The following is a 17,299-nucleotide window of genomic DNA, read 5'->3' as shown; positions in this document are numbered from 1 at the left end:
CTTGTAAAGACTACTCCCAAAAGAAGTTCACATAGGGGGCCTTTTGATACATCTCGGCGGGCACGAATTCCGAATGCCCGTCCATGAATGTGACGTTATAGCCGGTCTTGTGAAAGTTGCTCCTGGCGGCATCCCCAAAGAGAGGGAGGCGCCCGGCGTAGTTGGGATCGGTCGCGATGAACCGCCTGACGCGGTCGCCATTGCTATCGAGATCGCGATAGGCAAAGTAGCTCGTATAGAGTCCCGACATCTGGTCGGCCTCCCAGCGGCGGCGATTGCTCTCCCTGTCAGAGGGGCAGACAAACACCCGCTTGTCCGACACGTACCCGGGATAAAGCAGGAGCAACGCGCCGTAGGTGTCGTCGTTATAAATGTGCCCCTGATAAGTTTCCCCCTGCTGGGCCACGGGCCGCGCGGACGGCACCTCGCTATTATGATCCGTGGCGTAGGTACTAACACCCACAAATATCTGCCGTTGGTTTGAGATGCACTTTGCCCGGTTTGCCTGATCCCTCATCCGTCCCGCCAGGGGAGTGATCAAGGCTGCGAGGATCGCAATGATCGCCACACTGGCCAGGACCTCCATCAGCGAGAAGGCCTCGCGCCTGCTTATGCGCTTGAGCAATTTGGGCAAAAGAAAGTGCATCTTCACTCCAGAATCTCCAGTTTCTTAATAACGATAGTATCCTCGCCCGTCTCGGCGCTTTTGTCGCCGGAAACCATGAGCCGAATCTCGACAATATTATAAGGAAAGGCCCCTTCGCCGCTCACTGAGAAATCCCGGATTGGGATCTCGATGCGCCCGGAAACGGACTCCTTGATGGCGTGAAATATCTGCGTGCCACCATCGGTTTGCAGAACGATGTCGAGGAAGTTTTCGGATGCGAGGGTGACATCCGCCTCCATGACAAACTTCGCGCCCACATCCACCTGGCCGGAGGCAGGGATGACCAAACGGTAAAAGTCGAACTCCGATGAAGCCGAGGTCTCCACCTTGATAGAGAGATCGTTGCCCTTCACCGAAAACGTACCGGAAGCCAACTGGCTGCCTTTTTCCTCCCGGATGGCGCTTTGCTTGAAATCCAGAGAGATGTCCCCGGCTTGCAGCGGAGAGAGGTTCACCAGCCCCATCCCCGCAAATACCGCCAGATAGAAGAGAGAGGTTTTCATGTGCGATATATCAGGCGCGCACGCTTGAGCGTGAGCGGCGGGCTACGAGAAAGAAAAGACCGCCCACGAGCAGAAGCGCATAGGTTTGGGGTTCGGGGACAATCTGCAGATTGTCAAAGTGGTTGGAAACCGTGGTTGGGAAGCTGCCCACCGCATCGCCGATGACACGAAACTGGATCAGGTTCACATTCTGGAGGTTGGCCACGTTGGAGGTGAAGTCGCTCGCGGTAAACGAGATGGTGCCCCAGGTGTTGGCCGCCGTGGGGACATACGTCGCCTCATACACAGGACCCTCCACGGTGCCGAGACGCCAGACGACGTAAGCAGCAGGGTCGGTCGTGCGAAACGCGACGCTGAAGGTATCCATGCTAAAGTCCAGCGGAGTGGACAGCGACAGATAGAGATCCGCATAGGCGCCGCCCACGTCGAGGAAGGTCGCGGTCAGGTCGAGCGAACCGGTGCCCTCGGTCTTGATGGTGGTATCAACATCCAGCGTGATGGGATTTGCGTTAGGGCCGCCACCGGCACCCCAGTTTCCGATGGAGTCCATCGGATCGATCAACACGGAAGCGCCAGCGCGTCCGATCGAAAGGGCGCATATGGCGAGAAAACAACCTGACAAGAACGTCGTGGAGTACCTTGCTTTTTTCATTGTTAGTTAATGTTGATGTTGTGCTTTTACAGAGAGCGGGTTTGGCGCTCCTCGGTAATCGGTACGTCGCCGGCCAGCAATTCCCTGGCGGCTGCATTGGCTGTCCAATGATGGGGGAGAACGATCTTCTCGATCGGGCAGTTCTCGTTGCGAATGCTTTCCAACAGCTTGGCCGCCGCCAGGCGACCCATTTGACGGGCCGGATGCGGAAGCATGAACCAGGGGTTGGCAATGAAATGGGCCTCGGGCGCGCTGCCGATGGTGACAAAGACGTGTCGGGAATCAAACTCGACACCCTCCTCCACCAGACGGCGAAGGGGAGGAACAAAATCCGAGGCACGTGAGACAAAGAATCCCGTCACTTTTTCCGCGGAGACGAGGCATTCCGCCAACGCTTCGCCAGTGGAAGACATGGGAATCCGCCGCAAAGGAACTCCGAGCTGCCGGATCTCGTGTGCAAATCCGGCGTCACGCGCCGACAGGCCAGGCGTGCCAGTCGTGCACTCGTACATCACCGCCTCCTCACAGCCATTCTGGACCGCAAGCCGGGCGGCCTCGCGGCCTCCCTGGAAGTTGTCGATATCGATCGATGGGGCATTGACGCCATTAGGCACGATGTTGAGAAACATCACCGGGATGCCGGAATCGACCGCCTTGCGCCAATGGTCGCCAGGGCGTGTCTCCCAGATCGGAAAGGCCACAATGCCATCCACGCGCCGATGTATGAGCGACTCCAGATCGGCCCGCTCGATATTCACATTGTCGTCCACGATCGTCAGCGCAACCTGGTGGTCGTTCTCCCGCAGGACGTCGTAAATGCCGCTCAGGATGTCGCTCATGAAATCCCCGCGGCTATTACAGAAAAGCACCCCGATAACCTTGGTACGCTTGCCCGCCATCGCGCTCGCCAGGTAGTCGCGCCGATAATCCAGTTCACGACAGGCCTCCATCACCCGCTCCTGCGTGGCGGAAGGAATTCTCATTTCCACTGCACGGCCATTCAAAACATACGAAACCACCGACGCGGAAACCCCCGCCAGTTTCGCAACTTCCGCCATGGTCGACTTGCGCTTCATAGATTGCTTATACGCTTAAGCTGATTTTTGCTCCCAGTCAATTGGGAATTTGGAATTTTTCTGTCACTGCGACCTGACGTCGGGGAATCAACGCAAGCCTTTATATTCAAGCGGTTTGATATTTTCATTTTATCTCCAGAAACCTTTACTTCTTCCAGCAATGCCTGATGGGAGGACGGAAGCTTCACCCCGGATAAGCCAATAATTCGCTTAAGCGATTTTCCCTACGCTCGCTCCATGAATGCCATCAATCGGCGGAAGATCCACAGCGAGACGATAAAGGCCGCGAGGAAAGCGCCGCAAATCATGGCGCTGTGGGGGTCCTTTGCTACCCAGGCGAAATAGACCAGATAGGCTGCCAGCATCAGGCACAACCCCGCCCAGGCCAGTATGACAGGAACCATGAGTCCGCCAGAGGCCCGCTCCGGCCGGGAAGGAGGAGCGCTTGCCAGGCTCGCCTGCTGTCCCTGCATGGGAGGCACGTAACCCGATTCGCCACCCAACCGCCTCCACCGACGAAAGACCGCATAACAAAAGGCAAAGGTCAGCAAGGCAAAGAAGACCTGCCACACCACCGCATAGCGATAAAAGTACATACCGCTCTCCGGAACCATCCGCCGGACGAGATCCAGAAAGATGCCGACGCCTGCTCCCCCGATCATGGTTCCCGCAGCTCTCACCATGGACTGGGCGCCGCAAAAGGCTCCAAATTGCTCGCGGGGAAACAAGTGCATGATGCGAGGCATGGCGACAACGGCATTCACCGCCGTGAGCAGCGCCGAGAACACGCTGCCTCCCACGATGATCCAAAACAGGATATGCCCCGGAGGCGGATCGATGAAGAGCCATAGCAGCCCCATCATGAGCGGGAGGACGCTAAAGGCTGTCACGTAAGCCTCGACCTTCACCGGATGCCACTTGTCCGCCAGCCAGCCGGCGAAGGCGAGACAGATAGCAACCAGCGCCCCCGCGATGGCGGCGCTCTTTCCGATCTGATCGAGATCGAGGCCGAGCGATTGCAGGAAAAACACATTAAAGACGCCCGAGGTCGCCCCGATGGCGGCAAACATATTGCCCAGGAAAATCAGCCAGTAGAAAGGGATCGAGAAACAGTCGCGAAAGAACACCCGCACATCCGCAAGGAAGCCACCTCCACCGCCCTCCTCCACCGGGGGATAACTCCCCTCCCGGACCTTCAGGCACATGAGGCCAAAGCCGAAGAAGTACAGGAGGGCCGCCCCGACATAAATCTCCCGCATGTGGCTGAGCGCGTATTTGTAGATGAAGAAGTTGTAGAGCGTGGATGTCGCCACGCCGACCAGCCGGGACCAGCCCATGAAGCGGCTCTGGTAATGCTCGGGAACCACATCATTGTAGAGGTAATAGTAGACTGACCCCACGAACATATTGAAGAGGTCAAACATCCCGACAAACACTCCCAGCAGGATGATCACCACCGCCCCCTGGGAAATGGCGGAGCCGGAGAAAAAGACGCGATGCAGCCAGCCGCCCAGCGAATCGCTGAAGCCGATCAGCAAGAGCGAGGCCGTCAGGAACGGCATCGTAAAGAGGATGAAGGGAATACGACGTCCCCACCGGCTGCGATAGCGGTCGCTCTTGAAACTCACCCACGGACAGATCGTCGTATTAAACACCCCGGGCAGGGTCGTCATGATCAGGGAGATCAGCCAGTTCGCGGACCCAAGGCTCTGAAGTTTCAGAGGAATGATGCTCGGGACGATCGTCTCCATGAGGTTGAAGCAGAAGTCGCCCCAGAGCAGCCAGCAGAAGAGAACCACCAGTCCTTTCCGCGTGTAGGTGAGGCTTCCACACCGCAAAAGACCATCGGAATGCGCCCCATCGCCCGGCTTTGCGCCGTTGGAATCCAAGCGAGCCGGTTCACTCATCGCTTCAGGTTCCTCAACTTTGCAGGGAAAACTCCCGGATGAAATGGATTTCTGCGCATGGAAACAACGTCTGTTGACTGAAGGTAGCTTATACGTTAAAGCATTTGTATCACCTTTCAACCGTTTTCCTGTCGGAATCCCGAAGATCCCGAGGACTTCCCACGCGCAATACATTGTCTGAAGGTGGTTTAATCCCATTTCCCAAAGTCGACTGAATTCCAACAATAGCTTATGCGCTTCACCAATTTCTCAGAACGAGCCGAGAAAATCCATGGCTTGCCGCTTGCCTCGCCGGTGAGTTCCCACGGCGGATATGGACCCGGAGGAGAGGTCATTTACACCAGCGCCCTCCAGGGATGCCCTGGAGTTTTCGTCGCCCAGGAGGGCCATGCGATGGTGACGGTACAGACAAACGGCTCGACGCATTTTCGGACCCTGCTGGAGCAAAAGGAGATCCCTGTGCTGAAGGGGAGCTTCGATCCCGTGGTAAAACGCGAGACGGGGCTGCCGAGTCACAATGTCTGGCTGCGACTCGAGAGCGGCGAGTTTTATTCCCTCATCAATCCGGTGTGGAAAAAGCGCGACACACACCGGGTCATCAAGACGACGGGAGCCAACAGGGCGATCTGGTTCGCCGGGACGTCGGATGCGATCGCCACGGCGGTGGAGATCACTCTGGCAATGACGCCCCATGGCCCGGCGCTGGTCCGTCGCACTCATTTGAAGAACACCGGGACGGCTGCGCGGCGAGGCCAGCTATGGAGTTCCTTCCACGTCCATGGCACGCAGTTTTTCAGCTATAACAAGGATAACTGGTATGACGCAGGACTGCCCGTGACCGACGCCGACATCGTGGTGGCCTGCCCGGTGCCATTCACGGAGATTCACCAGATCAAGCGGCTGGCGCAAAAGCGGCATCATCTCCAGTGGCTCGGGGCGACCTGCGATTACCAGAGCTTCGTAGGCAGCAGCGCGGCATCGGCCCTGTGGCCGGAAGCGGTAGCTCGCGGGGGATTCCTTCCCGAGGGAGCGGGAGAGAGGCTGAATCGCTTCTCCACTCCCACGCTGGCGGCCACGGCTCACGCATGGGAGCTCGCGCCCGGAGAAAGCGCCTCGCTGGAGGAGCATCTGCTCTTTGTCGAGAATCCGGAGGTCATCGCGGCCTTTCGCCAGCAGCTTGCGACTGACGAACCGGGCTACACCGCGGCGCAGGAGAGATTCCGTGTGGCTGCGACCAACCTTATCGAGTCCACCGGGGGAATGTCTGCACCATCGGAGGCTTCCGCAGCAAAGGACAGCGCCGGCTTCTTCTTTAACTGGGCGGCGCAGCCTGCGGTGTCCCGTTACGCAAACTCCCTCTGGGCCACGGTCGACGAGCTTTATGAAAACTGCCGCGCTCATGGCTCTCCGCTGGCGGATGGGATCGAGGTCGGATCGCGGGATCGCGCCCAGGATATGTGGGTGAAAATGCGAAACGATCCGGCACGGGTGCGGGCGGATCTGGTGCATGCCTTCGGCTTGATGATTCGCACTTCCGACCGGCGGCCAATACGGCGGGAAGGCATCCCGCTGACCATCGTGGAGAAGCTTCACGGCACCTTTCCCCGGCAATACCCCAGCCGCTGGCTCGACCGCACCAAGGCGGTGCATAACGACAACCGGCCCTATGCCGACAGCTCGCTGTGGCTGCTCAATGCCCTGAGCCGGTACATCCGGCAGACCGGCGATCTTTCCATCCTCGATGTGAGTGTTCCAAGCGTACGCCTGCTATCGCCCGGCGACCCGGTCAACTCCACCATGATCGGCAACGACACCGAGACGCCCATCGCGGAAGTCGTGGCCGAGATCTTTGAGAACATCCGGCGATCGGCGGAAGATTCGCCCTACGGCATGGTACAGATCCTGTATGGCGACTGGTGCGATCCCATCGACATGTTTGGCACCAGCATCGTCGGCGCGCCCGGGACTCGCGGGAACGGCCGGGGAGTGAACACCCGCCTGACCGCCCACGCCGTCGAGGCCTTCGTCGAGATGCTTGACATCCTCGCGCTGCCCGTCCTCCGGAGCCGCTCATGGCATGTGGCAATACACCATGAAATCCAGCGAGCCAGGGAGATGGCGAATCAGCTCCGGCTGAATGCGATTCGCTGGGCCTGGGAGGGTGACAATTTTGTCGATTCCCTCCACGAACTCCGGGTGGACGGGACCACACCCGATTACCACGCAGGAGAGTCCGGCTACACCCTGGGAAGCGCGAGGGGACGGGACTTTGACGGCCGGCCCCGGCGCGTGGTCACGGCAAATGCCTATGGCATAAAAATGCTCACGCTGGAGCGCGAGTACCTGACTCCCATTGCGGAGGTGAATGCCATGATCCGCTCCATCCTCTCCGCTTTCGACCGCCTGTGGGATTCTCAGCTCGGCCTGCCGCTCATCGCGCCGCCAGTCGCCAACAATCCGACGGCAATCCGCCTTGTCGGCCGCATGGGGATGCTCCCGCCCGGGACGGCGGAAAACGGAGAATATCACCACGGGCAGATCTTCATGCACAGCTTCCGCCGGAGCCTGCCGGGAGAAACGATGACATCCTTCCAGAGCCTCGCCCCCGTTCTTTCCGTGCTGCGCAAAGACGATGCGCTCGGCGGACCCTTTGACTCTCCCGCCAACTCGTATGCCTCCGACAAGGACGACCCTCACTATGGCAACGGAATGAACTTCGGCCTGTCGGGGTCGACCGCCTGGCTGGTCGAGTATTTCGAAGGTCTCGCGGGTGTGACGGTCGATTTGTCCGATCCCGACGATCCCTGGCTCCGCATCGATCCTGCACCGTTGCAGGATGCCGGGGACGTCATGGAGTACATCCGGCTCATCCACTGGAGACAGCCGGATGGAAGCTACGCATCGCGTCCGGTACACCTCATCCAGAAGAGGGACGTGAGCACCCTCAACGGGCGGGATATCCCGGTGCCGCATCGGATTTCGCTGAAGTCGTGGGAAGATCACGCGACGGGAACCGCGGAGCAAAACCCGACTCCCACGCAGCGATGATTGCCCTCACCCAACCCTCCGCCGAGATTCACCTTCCCGCCGGCGACCTTTACCCGGACGCATCGCTCCAGGTGGAGCATCTCGGCATCGCCGCACATCAGGACGACCTGGAGTTCATGGCCCTCCAGGGAATCCTCCCCGGCCTCGCAGACCGGCGGGCCTCCTTCGGCGGAGTGGTCTGCACCGATGGCAGCGGAAGTCCACGGTGCGGCAAATACGCGGGAACCACCGACGCCGAGATGGCGGCGATCCGTCGGCGGGAACAGCGACTGGCGGCGGCGATCGGTCAATACAAGTTCATCGCCCAGCTCGGGTACTCCAGCAAAGAGCTCCGCGAAGGCAGCCGCTCCCTGACGACGGACCTCGCCAGCCTGTGCATCGCAGCACGCCCGCGCATCGTCCATACGCACAGCCCCCTGGACAAGCACGACACCCACCTGCATGTCTTTGCCAGTGTGATCGAGGCGCTACGGTCGCTGCCAGAGGAGAGCCGCCCGGAGATGCTGTACGGATGCGAGGTCTGGAGAGGCCTCGACTGGGTGAATGACGAGGAAAAAGTCGCCTTTGACGTGAGCCAGTCGCCACATATCGCCAATGCGCTCAACGGAGTCTTTGATTCCCAGATCGCCGGAGGGAAGCGCTACGACCTGGCGACCGAGGGCCGCCGCCGGGCCAACGCCACGTACGCGGCATCGCACACGACCGACCAGGCGACGCACCTTGCCCTGGCCATCGACCTTTCCGCCTTGCTGAAAGACACCCGGCTCGATCCCGTAGCATTTGCGCTCGGGTTCATCGATCGCTTCCGCGCCTCGGCGGAGGCAGGGCTGCGCCGGGCATTTCGCTCCTGATCATGGAAGTCATCATCCAACCCGACGCGCAGGCGGCGAGCGCCCTGGCGGCGCAGCGCATTGCCACCGTCATCCGCCAGAAGCCCTCCGCCACGCTGGGCCTCGCCACCGGCAGTTCCCCACTCGCCCTGTACGCCGAGCTCATCCGCATGCATCGCGAAGAGGACCTCGATTTTCAACACGTCACGACGTTCAATCTCGACGAGTATCTCGGCCTCTCACCCAGCCATCCCTCATCGTACAATGCCTTCATGTGGGAGAACCTCTTTCGTCACATCAACGTGAATCCCGCCCGGGTGTTCGTCCCTTCCGGCAAGGTCGACTATTGCGACCTCGGGAAATACTGCGCCCGGTACGAGGAGGAAATCCGCAAGGCGGGAGGCATCGACCTGCAAGTGCTCGGGATCGGGGGCAATGGTCACATCGGGTTCAACGAACCCGGCTCCTCGCTCGCATCCCGCACGCGCATCAAGACTCTTGCCCCGCAGACCGTCGAGGACAACCGCCGCTACTTTGACGCGCATCACGCCGTCCCGCTTCACGTCATCACGATGGGTATTGGAACGATCCTGGAAGCCGGCGAACTCTGCCTCCTCGGCTTCGGGGAAAAAAAGGCGCAGGCGGCGGCGGCGGCGGTGGAAGGCCCGCTCTCCGCGTTCGTCCCCGCGTCGGCACTGCAACTGCACAGGAAAGCCTCGGTCTATCTCGACGAGCCCGCCGCCGCCCACCTCAAGCACTCGGAATATTACCGCTGGGTCTTTCGCAACAAGCCTCCCGAGGTATAGCCTGCTCCGCCCGGGTGGCGAATCTCCACCGCGGCATCCGGGCAGGCAGCCCGCGAGTTCTCTCCCGTCGTCGGCAGGACGATCCACCGAACCAGAGGGAGGCCATTCGCCAAAAAAATCAGGACAGGGCGAAGCGGATTCCTCGCTGGACGCACCAATCACCTTCACTGCGCCCACCCAGCAATTTCCTAGCGCCAACGGTTTAATGATTTAAACAAAATGACAATTGAGTCGGGTCATTCGGGAGTCAATGGTGCGGACCATGAAGTCACCCTCCTTCCCCACAATTGCTCTGACTGCCATAGCCCTCCTGATGCCGACGCTAAAGTCGGCTTATTCGCAGACCGTACTCGATGGTATTAGCTGGTATCGCGTCGGCGGAGGCACCGGGTCCTCGCTCAATGTGAGTTCCGGCTCCTTGGTTTACACGCCCGCGTCCACTGCGGCGACAGTCAATATCGTCGGATACTTCAATCCCCAGACGATCGCTCTGGGACAGACGATCACCCTGAGCCTCAACATCACGATGAGCCAGATACCGAATGCGATGGAGGCCGTCCGGTTCGGCCTCTTCAACTCGGGAGGAAGCCAGGTGACCGCGAACAGCAACAGCTTCGACAACGCTGCTTTTGCCGCCTACCAGGGATACTCGACCTGGTTCAACCCGGCCGCCACGTCCAGCGCGTACAGCATCCGTGAACGCATCGCGACAAACAACAATGCAATCTTTGCTGGCGGCTCCTCAAACAATCCCTCCCTGGGAACAGTAAGCAATGCCACAATAGGACTCGGTGCAAACATTCCCTCCACATGGGCATTGTCTCTCACCCGGACAGAGGCGGGGCTGAGTTTGCTATCGACCGTTAACGGGATCGAACTGTCTCGTGTCGATAATATCAGCCCGTATTTCACCTTCGATACCGTCGCGGTCCAGTTCAGCGCCAATGTGACCGGCGCGGTGACATTCAACAGCGTCACCGTCCCCGAACCATCAGCCGCGATACTCGGTATCCTGGGCGCGGGATTCCTCCTCATGCGCCTCCGCCGCAGCCGCCGCTGACCCTGCCATTTTTCTGTCCGCCATGAAACACATCGTGCTGCACTCCGGATGGCAGACCTGCAATATCGGAGACATCGGTCATACCCCGGGAACGCTGCGTCGCCTCGAGGAGGAACTTCCCGAGGCGGCGATAACCGTCCTGCTACACCGATGGAACGCCGATGTGCTGCAGATGCTGCGCCGGAGGTTCCCGAGAGTCACCTTCCTGCCAAGCTCGGTCGGAGAGGAACACGATGACTGGGCGGAGGTTTTCGAGACGTGCGATCTCGTGATCCAAAACTCCGGCATGCACTACAACCATGTTTACGGATATGGATATGATCCGACGGTGCTTCGCCGGTGTGTGGCCGCGCAAAAGCCGTTTGGCCTTTACGGGCACTCGTTTGACGGATTCCGTGCCGACCGAGGCGAAGAAATGCCCGACCTGCTGAGCCAGGCCGAGTTTATCTATTGCCGGGACAGCCTGTCCCTCGCGTATTTGCGCGATTACGGACTCAATCCAAAGATCCTGGACTGGGGTCCGGATGGATGCTTCGGGATCGACGTGATCGACGACGCGAAAGCAATCGCTTTTCTTGCCGAGGCGGGATTGGAGGAAGGCGAGTTTCTTTCGGTCACCATGCGAACCAACACGCCCAGCCTGGAAGGTGGAGCCGGAAACGTCCTGAACCCCCGGGTGCCGACGCCGGGGCAGATAGCTGAGAATGAGCGATGGGCCGACAGCCTGCGGCAGGTCATTTGCGGATGGGTCGCGGCCACTGGAAAAAAAGTCCTGTTATCTCCCGAGGTGGACAAGGAAATAGCCATGGCCCGCCGGCTGCTGCTGGAACAGCTCCCTGCCGAGGTGCAAAGCCATGTGGTGTTGCGGGATCACTTCTGGAATGTCGATGAAGCCGCATCCGTGTACGCCCGGGCTGCCGTCGTCGTCTCCATGGAGCCGCACTCATGCATCGTGGCTCTGGCGAATGGCACCCCGGCAATCCACTACTTCAGCCCCAATCACGGCCGGAAAGCCCATATGTTTGCCGACATCGGACTCGCGGACTGGTTGCACAATATCCATGAGGTCCCTCCGCAAGCTATCGTGAAGATCCTGAAGGAAATCGCATCGGATCGTGCCAGGGCGTCCGGGCGGGTGACGGCGGCGATGAATGTGGTCCACGCAGGCGCGGCGAAAATGGGGCGCACGATTCGTGCTGTCCTGGACCTGGAGTCCCCCTCGCTCCCAGAGAGCCGCAGACTTTCCGCCGTCTGATTGCCACAATCAGCCGCGAATAAACCGAATACACAAACGGATGCCCGCCTCGTATTTCGTCGGACCATTTTTATAATCTGTACAACCATGAATGCTTCTTCCCCTCGAGGATACTTGTTGATCGGCTTGTTGGCGTGCCTGTCGTGCGCACAGCTTAGGGCCGGATCGGTCAGTCTGGAATTTGCTAACGGCAATAGCTCCACGGTCACGGCGCCGGGCATCCGGATCACGCCCTCAGACATCCCGGAGCTCAGCGCCTCGCCAGCCTGGAAACTAACCACCTTCACCTGGCTGTCCCCGCGACGCTCCGGAGGAGAGCCTACAGGCCGGGGATACCTGCTGATCTTTGATGCCTCCAAGTTTGATCCTGCGGAAAAAACCTACCCGCAGGTAAACAATGAGACCAACGGTTTGATCGCCGTCAGTTCCACCTATCTCGACGGGCAGTACGCCTTCCCCGACAACGTCATTTTGGAAAAGGGAAAGTCCTATTACATCCTTAATAGCGTGCCGATCACCACGGATCGCGTGCCCAAGGCTCCCTCCCAATACGGGTTCACCCCGTCGATCACGAGCAATGGCATTGAACGCTGGACCGGCACCGAGACGGCGTGGAGTTCGTCCACCTCGCCCGGAGCGCCCAATTTCCGGGCCGCCTTTACGTCAGCCCCCAAACCGACCAGCACCCCTTAGCGAAATCTCCAGCAACAACCCCGACCACGCTTCCATGCTTCCTCTGCGTTCCGCCCATCCCTCCCGTCTCCTTATGCTCGCCCTCGCCTTCTGCGGGATTCTCGGCAGTCCCGTGCTTCGCCAGGCAGCGGCAGCCCCTACCGAGTCCCAGGCAGAACACGAGCCGCCCCTGCGCTGGATCGCATGGGGCGAAAATGAGATCGAAACTCTCTCCACCAGTGACGAAGACCAGAAGCGGTCCACCCGAGGTCTCCTGGACGGAAAGGCGAATACCGTCAGTCAGTTCAAAAAACTCGAGGGCAGCGTCATCACCATCCGCTTTAAGCAGCCCCAGAAGATCGGGCGCATGGCTTTCGTCCAAGGCGGTCCCGGAAACTCCGCGCTCCCGCGCGAACTCTCCATCATCCTGGATGGCGATGGGGCTGCTCCCATCCATGTCGAGCTCCTGAAGGCTCCTGGAAAGATCCAGACAGCACCGATCGATCGCACCGTGCGCCAGATTCACATCCGCGTGGAATCCGTCTGGAAGGAACCTGGCAAGACCAGGCCCGAGGGCGGATTTGCCGACATAGGCGCGGTCGAGATCGCACCGGCCGAATGGTCATTTGTCCAAGCTCCGCTGCAAGCCCACCAGACGAGCTTGCGCCTCACTCTCACCTCTCCGCGAGACACCACAGCCAACGTGACCGCCCTGATCAATCGAGGCGCCCGCGGCGCGTCGAGCGACATCGCCGACGACGTGACCTATCGCCATCCCGAGATCGCCGTCCAGGCCGGCACCCACGACTATACCGTGGAGCTCTCGTCGCTCACCGAGGCCCAGCCTTACGACATCCTGCCGCTCCCGCAGAACCTCGATCGTCTCCTCATCGCGAGCACTGATCCCGAGGTCGGCCTCAAACTCGAAGCCCTCACGCCGATCCAGCCGCCGCACAAGGAGGCCATATGGTCCCCGCTCCCGGCCATCAACTTCCCCACCCGCGAGATCAAGGGAGAGAGCTGGCGAGAAGGACTGAGCCACCATACCTCGGGCCGCTTCAGCAACACGGCATACAACGGTTTGCTCACCGAGATCGTGGGAGCCTCCTGGTTCCGCGCCTATGCTGCAAACGGCGAGCAGCTTCGCCGCCGCCAGGATTTTGACTTCTATGTCGATGGCCAGCAAACCGACGACACCGGCCGCGACGAGGAGCTTTGGAAAGTCCGACTCCGCCAATCTTATAACGATTCCGAAAAGATCGCCGTCAACTGGACAACCATGCGCGTGGATCTGAAGGTCGAAAATGACACCATCCGCTATACCTATGGAATCCTCGTCCCTGGCTTCCTGGTTGATTCGCCCCGGCCTCTGAACTTCAGCTCCCGAGGAGGTGGGCAACTCCCTTTCCGCAGCGGCGCCCCGGACGAGGATGAGGTCCGCTTCCAGCGCCTGGCCGCCAGCTCCGGTGGATCGGCCCGAATCGGCCCCGCCGCGATCCTCACCAGCCAGGGGTTGATCACCAAGCCGCAAACCCTGCGCGACCTGCGCGAACCGTGGTTTGTCGGAATCTGGGGCCTCGACGGACGCCCTACCTTCTGGGGAGACAAGGCTGTGGCCGTGCTCTTCACCTCCGATGCCAAAGAGCCTGTGGAGTGGACGCCAGCAGGCCTCCGCCTGCCACCTGGCAAGTGGGGGGTGAGCACCGCTTTTTACGGATTGCTCAACGATCATTGGGACGAGGGACTGCTCGCCGACCGCGCCCGTCTCCTCACGCGTTTCCTCCGCACCTATCCCGTCGATTGCCGGGAGTATTATAAGGTCGAGGCCAACACCGTGCGGATTCTCAACGAGTTTTCATACGACCGCTGGGGCCAGCCCGGCTGGCAGGCGGCTGATTACGCGCCGATCCCACCGATCTACAGCTGGGCACGAGACTCTCTCGGCTGGACGGGCATTCCCGTCGGAGTCTCCCCGAAAGGCACCGGAAAGGGCGTGGCCACCCCGATCGGTCCCTGGCGCTGGGAGGAAGGCAATACCCTGGCTTACGAACTGCCCCGTGTCGCCGCGCCTCACGCGGCCTTCCCCCGGCGTTCTGAATTCGAATCCACCATCAAAAGCATCGAAGCGGAGATTCACGAAGCGGTCAAAAAGCCGCCCCTCTCCGTGGAATCCAACCATCCCTGGATCATGGCCTACTACAAACGCTGGACGCATGCCCTCATAGGAGGAGGTTTCCTTGCGAATGAGTCTCGGAGCGAGCTTCTCGACGTTGCCCGTCCCCTGGTTCGCCGCATGTATGAGCCATCGTCCTGGATCCCGCGCAAGGAGCGCTTCACCGGAGAGCCCTATTACATCCGTGGCTGGCGCGACCGCCATATGCTGCCTGCGATGTTTGGCGATCCCAACTCCAATGTCGGCCAGGCGGCGTACTCGACCTATCTCTACGCCAAGTACAGCGGAGACTGGGCGCTCGTCGAGGAACTCTGGCCGCGCATCATGGATACGCTGCGTATCTTTGAAGTCCTCAACGACTGGGCGGTCCCACAAACCACCTCGCGCGAAGCCGTCAAGTTCAGCTCCATCGATATGGACACCATCGCCTACGCCGGTCTGGCCGCGATGGAGCGCATGGCGGAAGTCCTCGGGAAAACCGAAGACCTCGAGCGCATCGCCTACCTGCGAACCAAGATCGCCGCAGCCACCGCGCTGCGCCTCAACTTCGTCCACTACCTGGATCCCAAAGGCGAATTCCCCGCGCTCTTCGGAGTCGGATTCGCCGAGGACGGTCCAGCTCTGGAAATGGCCTCGAAAGATTCCGGCAGCGGTCTCGATCATGTGGCGATGATCTTCTCCTGGACCGGCGAAATGCCCGAACTCTCCGGCTTCTACTTCAATATCCTCGGAGCGGATTTCATGCGGAAATTCCAGGCGGACTTCATGGACAACCAGTTCTCCGGCTGGCGCACCATGCCCATCAATAATACTCGCTCCGCCACCCACATCGCCATCCGTGCCTTCCTGCCCGAGTGGCCGGCCGACAAGATCCAGAACGATATCGACATCTGGCTCAAGTACATCAAGCAGAAGACGCCACCCTATGGCACCGCCGGGATGGTCGGGGCATGGAGCGGCCACGAAACCGGCATCTGGCTGATTAACTGGGAGCCCGCGCGCTTCGTTTCCAGTGCCTATGAAAAAGAGCTCGGTCGGCTCCAGGTGGAGTTGGTAGCCGAGCGCCCATTCACGCTGGATTTTTCCGCGCCCGGACGGATCGAGACCGTGCGCATCGATGGCGGAGAGCCGTTGCCGATGGCAGACATTACCACCCTGCCGCCCATCAACGCCGCCAACCCTTCAGCCCTTCATCATCAGGTCCGGCTGCCGCATGGCGGGCGTATCGAAATCCAAATGCGCGCCGAGAACCCGCCGGGTAATCCGTGACGGATGGATATCACCCCGTCCCTCGACCGCCATTTTCCTCGCTTTCGGCACCACGATCCGCTCGTTCCGGTCTGGTGCGTGACGCCTCGGGCCGGGAGGTACACGCATCGGTTCTTCGACACATCTCCGATCAGCCCTTCGGGGCGATACCTGGGCGTGCTGCGCCTGCCTTTCGAGGATCGGCTGCCCTCACCGGGCGACGTGGCCGACGTGGCGTGCGTGGATCTGGAAACCGGCGACGAGACCGTCCTCGCCACCACCCGGGGTTGGGAGCATCAACTCGGAGCAAACCTCAACTGGGGCCATTCCGATCACGAGCTGTTTTTTAACGACGTGGATCCCTCCACGTGGACGCCCTTCGCGTGGAAGGTCGACGCACTCACCGGGAGGCGCATGCGCCTTGGCGGCACCGTGTATCACGCCTCGCCCAATGGCCGGTGGCTCATCAGCGCCAATCTCGCGCTTACCGCCAAAACCCAGCGGGGCTACGGCGTGGTCCTTCCAGACATCGCCCTGCCATCGCAGCGAGTGGGGCCGGTCGATGACGAGGGGTTCTGGATCACCGACACTCGCTCGGGAGAGCGCCGCCTGCTCCTATCCATAAAAGCGATACTCGACACTGCCGCGGCCAATGCATCGCCCGTGCGCTTCGACACCGTCGCGCCAGCCGATACGCCCGAGCGCTGCGAGATCACGGGGTTCCATGGCAAGTTCAACCCTCAAGGCGACGCCCTCATGCTTAGCCTCCGCTGGTTTCGCGCCAGAGAACGGGCCGGATGGGACATGTTTCAGACCGACTATGAGGCGGTGCGGTTTGCATGGATCACTCTCCGCATCGATCCGGAAACCGCCGTCCCCGACCTCGGGACGCTCCGTTGCGCCACCGGCCCCGACCTCTGGCAACACCCCGGCCATCACGCCACCTGGTTTCCCGACGGCCGCCGCATTTCCCAAAACCTCGCTCTCCCTGCCGTCACTCGCGACGACCGGCTCCGCTTCGTCGAAGTCAATACCGACGGCTCCGGGTTGCGCATCATTCCCGGCACGGAACATCTTGCCGGCTCTGGTCACCCCACCCTGCACCCGGATGGCTGCCACTTGCTCACAGACACCTACGTCAACGAACCGACCGCGTTCGGAGATGGCACTGTACCGCTGCGCTGGATCGACCTGCGCTCCGGTAATGAGCAATGCCTGGCGCGCATCAATGCCCTCAATCCCGCGGTGAAGATCCACCAGGCGCTCCGCTGCGACCCCCACCCGGCCTGGGACCGATCCTGGAGATTCGTGGTCTTCAACGGCATGGACGGCGACACCCGGCGTGTCTACGTGGCCGACATGTCATCCCTGCTTGTATAAGCTCGTCCCCCGGCTCACCCGT

General features: G+C 60.6%; 13 protein-coding genes. 8 read left to right on the top strand and 5 right to left on the bottom strand.

Annotation, left to right across the window (positions count from 1 at the left end; genetic code table 11):
• Positions 1-10 precede the first annotated feature (10 nt).
• The 5 genes from TSACC_RS05770 to TSACC_RS05750 form a co-directional block, all read right to left on the bottom strand.
• A complete protein-coding gene (locus TSACC_RS05770; RefSeq protein WP_075078441.1) occupies positions 11-646 on the bottom strand; it encodes a prepilin-type N-terminal cleavage/methylation domain-containing protein in 636 nt (211 codons plus the stop codon).
• A 2-nt stretch (positions 647-648) separates the two neighbouring features.
• Entirely contained in the window at positions 649-1,170 is a 522-nt protein-coding gene (locus TSACC_RS05765; protein WP_075078440.1) for a hypothetical protein, read from the bottom strand.
• A 10-nt stretch (positions 1,171-1,180) separates the two neighbouring features.
• Entirely contained in the window at positions 1,181-1,822 is a 642-nt protein-coding gene (locus tag TSACC_RS05760; RefSeq protein ID WP_084400224.1) for a PEP-CTERM sorting domain-containing protein, read from the bottom strand.
• Between the two features lie 26 nt (positions 1,823-1,848).
• Positions 1,849-2,880 (bottom strand): LacI family DNA-binding transcriptional regulator, encoded by a 1,032-nt coding sequence (locus TSACC_RS05755; RefSeq protein ID WP_237764002.1) that lies wholly within the window; start codon positions 2,878-2,880, stop codon positions 1,849-1,851.
• 242 nt (positions 2,881-3,122) lie between these two features.
• A complete protein-coding gene (locus TSACC_RS05750; protein WP_075078437.1) occupies positions 3,123-4,805 on the bottom strand; it encodes an MFS transporter in 1,683 nt (560 codons plus the stop codon).
• Positions 4,806-5,036: 231 nt separating this feature from the next.
• On the opposite strand from TSACC_RS05750, the gene TSACC_RS05745 reads away from it, so the two are divergent.
• The 8 genes from TSACC_RS05745 (at position 5,037) to TSACC_RS05710 (ending at position 17,277) form a co-directional block, all read left to right on the top strand.
• The gene (locus tag TSACC_RS05745; protein WP_075078436.1) at positions 5,037-7,853 is read left to right on the top strand and encodes a GH36-type glycosyl hydrolase domain-containing protein; all 2,817 of its coding nucleotides are present in this window, start codon (positions 5,037-5,039) and stop codon (positions 7,851-7,853) included.
• Positions 7,850-8,704 (top strand): PIG-L deacetylase family protein, encoded by an 855-nt coding sequence (locus TSACC_RS05740; protein ID WP_075078435.1) that lies wholly within the window; start codon positions 7,850-7,852, stop codon positions 8,702-8,704. The genes TSACC_RS05745 and TSACC_RS05740 overlap by 4 nt, the downstream gene beginning before the upstream one ends.
• Before the next feature lie 2 nt (positions 8,705-8,706).
• Entirely contained in the window at positions 8,707-9,489 is a 783-nt protein-coding gene (nagB, locus tag TSACC_RS05735) for a glucosamine-6-phosphate deaminase (protein WP_075078434.1), read from the top strand.
• 262 nt (positions 9,490-9,751) lie between these two features.
• Positions 9,752-10,549, top strand: coding sequence for a hypothetical protein (locus tag TSACC_RS05730; protein ID WP_153811304.1), 798 nt, complete (start codon positions 9,752-9,754; stop codon positions 10,547-10,549).
• 22 nt (positions 10,550-10,571) lie between these two features.
• Positions 10,572-11,804 carry a polysaccharide pyruvyl transferase family protein gene (locus TSACC_RS05725; protein WP_075078432.1) on the top strand — a complete coding sequence of 411 codons (1,233 nt, stop codon included), beginning with the start codon at positions 10,572-10,574 and terminating at the stop codon, positions 11,802-11,804.
• A gap of 87 nt (positions 11,805-11,891) precedes the next feature.
• Positions 11,892-12,497 carry a hypothetical protein gene (locus tag TSACC_RS05720; RefSeq protein ID WP_153811303.1) on the top strand — a complete coding sequence of 202 codons (606 nt, stop codon included), beginning with the start codon at positions 11,892-11,894 and terminating at the stop codon, positions 12,495-12,497.
• Between the two features lie 34 nt (positions 12,498-12,531).
• Entirely contained in the window at positions 12,532-15,918 is a 3,387-nt protein-coding gene (locus TSACC_RS05715) for a hypothetical protein (protein WP_075078430.1), read from the top strand.
• A gap of 3 nt (positions 15,919-15,921) precedes the next feature.
• A complete protein-coding gene (locus TSACC_RS05710) occupies positions 15,922-17,277 on the top strand; it encodes a hypothetical protein (RefSeq protein WP_075078429.1) in 1,356 nt (451 codons plus the stop codon).
• Positions 17,278-17,299: the final 22 nt, after the last annotated feature.

This window comes from Terrimicrobium sacchariphilum (genome assembly GCF_001613545.1).
Taxonomy (GTDB): domain Bacteria; phylum Verrucomicrobiota; class Verrucomicrobiia; order Chthoniobacterales; family Terrimicrobiaceae; genus Terrimicrobium; species Terrimicrobium sacchariphilum.
The sequence above is the reverse complement of the archived record's forward strand: the minus strand, read 5'-3'. Positions and strand labels throughout refer to the sequence as shown.